This is a genomic window from Streptomyces sp. NPDC002573 (assembly GCF_042889625.1).
Lineage (GTDB): Bacteria > Actinomycetota > Actinomycetes > Streptomycetales > Streptomycetaceae > Streptomyces > Streptomyces gibsoniae.
This window is the reverse complement of the sequence record NZ_JBIARC010000230.1, coordinates 1-2,332: the sequence shown is the minus strand read 5'-3', so window position 1 is coordinate 2,332 and position 2,332 is coordinate 1. Positions and strand designations below refer to the sequence as shown.

Sequence of the window (2,332 nt, the reverse complement as noted above, 5' to 3'; positions counted from 1 at the left end):
TCAGGGAGCACGCACCGTCAGCGGATGCACGCCCCGGGCAGACACCCGCGCGTTCCGGGACCACGCCCGGCTACACCACTTCATGGGACGCGATCATGACCCAGGGTGGGGTTGGTATGGACGAGGCTGTCCCCGGCGTTGACCAGGCCCATGACGACGGGTCCGTCATCGTCGACGAGGGAAGTCCAGCGGTTGTCCAGTCCGGCCATCGCCAGGACGGCTGTCTGTGGTTCGGGGGCCAGGTCGAGCCAGGCGGCGGTGGCGGGGAAGCGGCGGGCGACGGCCTCGAACACGGCAGGGTCGGTGAGCGCGCCGCGGGTCGGATCCCCCGTGGACAGCACCAGGTGCGCCGCGAAGGTGTCGTTGTCGGAAGGGAAGACGCCGGCGAGCGCGAACGGTGCGGCTGAGCCGGTCTTCACCCGCCCGGGATCACGCGGGCCGTCGGCGCGCAGGCGGTACCAGCGGCACAGGTAGGTGATCCCGGTGCGGTGGCTGTCGACCACGGGCGGGCGGCAGCCGGCCGCGGTCAGCCAGGAGGGGACCGGCGAGCGGCGGCCGGCGGCGTCGATGACGAGGTCCGCCTGGTGTATTTCCGCGCCCGTCTGTATGCCGGTGACCCGGGCAGGGCGGCCCTCCTCGAAGGTGAGGGCGCGCACCCGACAGCCTTGCCGCACTTCGACGGTGGGTTCCCGTCGCACGGCCGCGGTCAGGGCGGCCTCCAGCACGATGCGGCGGGTGCGGAGGGTTACCAAGTCCTCATCGCCGGCCCGGTGCGGCGGATGCTCATCGAACCAGTCGAAGTCGTGGTATTCCCGGGCTCCGCGTGCCAGCAGGTCCGCGTAGACATCAGGGGTCTCGGTGCGCAACACGGTGCGGACGGGCGCGAGGAACGAGTGGGGATGGTTGGCCTGCGGGACTCGGGGCCTGTTCCAGTCGAAGAAGTCCCGGTCCAGGTCCTCTCCGGCCTGCCGCGTGTCCTGCTCGAACAGCGTGACCCTGTGGCCCTGCCGGCCGAGCATGAGCGCCGTGCCCAGCCCGCTGATACCCCCGCCGATCACCGCAACCCGCGCCACTGGGCTCCCCTTCGCGTCGTGTTGCGGAGTGAGCCTACCAACGCCGTTGCGTTTACCGATGTGAGCGGGGCGCAAGCCCCTTCTCCGTGATCGCGATCTCGGTGTGGAAGGTGTAGGTCTGGGCGGTGGCGGGGTGTTGGGCGGTGTTCGGGGCGTACTTGCTGTGGCTCTTGAGGCTGCGGGCTTTCGGGCGCTGGCGGCGGTGCGCCGGCAGGAGGTTGTCGAGCAGTGCGCGGCCGGTGGTGCCGACCAGCTGGGCAGTGCCGGAGGGAAGGATGCCGGAGGCGGTGGTGACCTGGTCGCGGGCGGCGTTCAGGGCGATGGTGAAGCTGAGCCGGTCCATGTCCAGGCCAGGACGGTGGGTGGCGGCGTCCGCGGCGGTGTGGATCAGGGCCTGGTAGACGGTGAGGATGCCCCGGACCTCCTGGTCCAGGTCGGCGGGGTGTCCGGAGCGCAGGACGCGACCGTCCAGCAGGGTCGCCTTCACGCTTGCGTAGCAGGTTTCCGCCTGCCACCTTTCGTGGTAAGGCGTCGCCAGGCGTCTGGCGGGGTGCAGGGCGGGGTCGGTGAGGCTGGTGATCAGTCGCCACTGTTCCCGGCGCACGGTCCCGTCCGCCAGTTTCACCGTGATCCATGCCTCGATCACGCGGACGGTCAGCAGGCCGTAGCCGTGTCCGGTCCGGTAGGGCGCGGACAGGCGGGTCAGATACGAGCCGTCCGGCGGGCGGTCCTGGACGAGCGGGCGGAGGGTGGCCGAGGAGCGCACCAGGAACTGCGCGCCGGTGGCGTGGATGCCGCGCAGGAAACCGATCGCGTCGAACCCAGCGTCCGTCAGCACCCGCATGTTCGCCTCCAGGCGGGTCCAACAGGCGTATGGCATAAGGGAGTTCGCCTTCGCTCTCGGGTCCGAACGCGGCGGCTGTGATCGCGTGGGTGCCGGTCTCGACCAGAGTGACCAGACGCATCAGCGGGTAGCCGAACTCGCGTACCGCGCCGCTGCGCTTGGGGAAACGGCCGGTGACCGGGGCGCGGTCGGGCAGCTGCAGGCCGGTGCCGTCGAAGGCGACCGTGCGCATCCCGCACCACCACACGCCCGGAGTACTCCTGGTCGCCACGGTCCCGGCCAGCGTCTCGAACAGCACCCGCAGCGGCTCTGCGCCCAGTCGGCGCCGGGCCCGCGAGAGCGAGGAGGCATGCGGGCTGACCAGCGGAAGTCCGACCAGCCCGGCGGTGAGCTTGCCCCACACCGCCCGATAGGA

1 protein-coding gene and 2 pseudogenes are annotated in these 2,332 nt (G+C 71.1%); all 3 read right to left on the bottom strand.

What is annotated here, in order from left to right:
- Positions 1 to 95: 95 nt before the first annotated feature.
- A pseudogene (locus ACFYX0_RS47485) lies at positions 96 to 1,073 on the bottom strand (FAD-dependent oxidoreductase); the annotation flags it as partial.
- Positions 1,074 to 1,125: 52 nt separating this feature from the next.
- Positions 1,126 to 1,917, bottom strand: coding sequence for a hypothetical protein (locus ACFYX0_RS47480; protein ID WP_388981990.1), 792 nt, complete (start codon positions 1,915 to 1,917; stop codon positions 1,126 to 1,128).
- A gap of 298 nt (positions 1,918 to 2,215) precedes the next feature.
- Positions 2,216 to 2,320, bottom strand: a pseudogene (locus tag ACFYX0_RS47475) (hypothetical protein); the annotation flags it as partial.
- Positions 2,321 to 2,332: the final 12 nt, after the last annotated feature.

What these genes read in the sequence shown, in the direction of transcription:
- ACFYX0_RS47480 (WP_388981990.1), bottom strand. Translation starts at nt 1,917, where the DNA reads ATGCGGGTGCTGACGGACGCTGGGTTCGACGCGATCGGTTTCCTGCGC.